The organism is Rhizobium sp. Root1220 (genome assembly GCF_001426265.1).
Classification (GTDB): Bacteria; Pseudomonadota; Alphaproteobacteria; order Rhizobiales; family Rhizobiaceae; genus Rhizobium.
This window is the reverse complement of the sequence record NZ_LMDG01000029.1, coordinates 1-1,240: the sequence shown is the minus strand read 5'-3', so window position 1 is coordinate 1,240 and position 1,240 is coordinate 1. Positions and strand designations below refer to the sequence as shown.

The 1,240-nt window shown below is 59.2% G+C and carries 1 protein-coding gene and 1 pseudogene; both read right to left on the bottom strand.

Features of this window, described 5'->3' with window-relative positions; translation table 11 throughout:
* Nucleotides 1–159 precede the first annotated feature (159 nt).
* Nucleotides 160–933: an SOS response-associated peptidase gene (locus ASC90_RS17120; RefSeq protein ID WP_056542750.1), complete on the bottom strand. Its 774-nt coding sequence runs from the start codon at nucleotides 931–933 to the stop codon at nucleotides 160–162.
* Between the two features lie 58 nt (nucleotides 934–991).
* A pseudogene (locus ASC90_RS17115) lies at nucleotides 992–1,240 on the bottom strand (ATP-dependent DNA ligase); the annotation flags it as partial.

Below are 1,240 nucleotides of genomic sequence, written 5' to 3'. Positions count from 1 at the left end.
CGGCTTTCCCGAGATCCACTACGTCTACGAACCGRCGATTGTGCGGGGTCGAGTTTGAGCCAGCTCATGTCCTATCCTTTCCCTAATGGAATAGGGAACAAAATAAGAACATTTGGCTGTAGAGTCAAATAGCGCGAAGGCAATTGAGGAGTTTTGCAGCTACAGCAGCGTCGCCTGCTGCAGTGGTTCGCCGTCTTTAGCAACGATCAAGGAGCCATAGGGCTCACGCGACGATATGATCAGAGCGTCGTCAGGCAGCGGTCGCGCCAGGTGCATCGCTTCTTCCCACGGCGCTCGCGTCCAGACGTCGGTCTCTTCTTGGGTGAGCAGCAGCACCGGCATCGCCTTGTCGTGGATCGGCTTCACCAGATTGTTCGCATCTGTCGTCAGGAAACCATAGAGATCATCGGTCGTCAGCCCATCCTTCACCTTCCTGACGCTCTTCCATTGCGGCACGTGAATGCCGGCGAAGAACATCAGCGATTTCGCCTCGTCGCGAGCGAACCAGGTATTCGGCACCTTGCCACCCTCCTCCTGGCTGGCGGGATCCGGTTCCGCGAAGCTGGTGACCGGTACGAGGCAGCGATGCTCGAGGCCGAACCAGCGCTTCCAATGGGGAATGTTGAGCTTGCGGACATTGGTGACGCCGCGGTCGGGCTCCATGCGAATGAGCTCGTCCATGTCGACGGCATGACCTTTTGCCCTGAGTTTATCGGCACGCGTTTCCGCTGCCTTCTTCTGCGCGAAAAACGGGGAGGGAAGGCCCCATCGGGCATTGACAAGCTGCTTGCGGCCGTCAGGGGTGTTTCGAACGATCGGCCCCGACTGGTCGGGGTTCATCTGGTAGGCCGGCATGATGTTGATCAGGCTCTCGACATCCTGGGCCCACCTGCTGACCCAGTCCTTGTCTTCCATGCGATAAAGATTGCACATGCGACGCCTGTCCCTCCCGATAGAACCGGGGCTAACTTAGCGCATGTCGCGCCATCCGCTAGTCGAGGCGGAAAACGTCGGCGTTGTCCTGGCGCTCCCGCAATCCCTTGTAGGATGCGTGTCGAAGCTTGCCGTCCATCGTCCAGGCGCGGAACTCGATCTCGGCAATCAAGGTCGGCTGAACCCAAATGACGTTGCGGCCAGCGTCACCCGGATCAACCGGTGGCTGCTTTCGCTTCCAGCGCAGTGTGTCGAGCATCTTCTTCAGGCTCGCGGTCTCCGCTTCCTTGAAGCCCGTCCCGACGTT

Bases quoted from the DNA above. Each gene is read 5' to 3' on its own strand.
- ASC90_RS17120 (WP_056542750.1), bottom strand. From the start codon at position 933: ATGTGCAATCTTTATCGCATGGAAGACAAGGACTGGGTCAGCAGGTGG.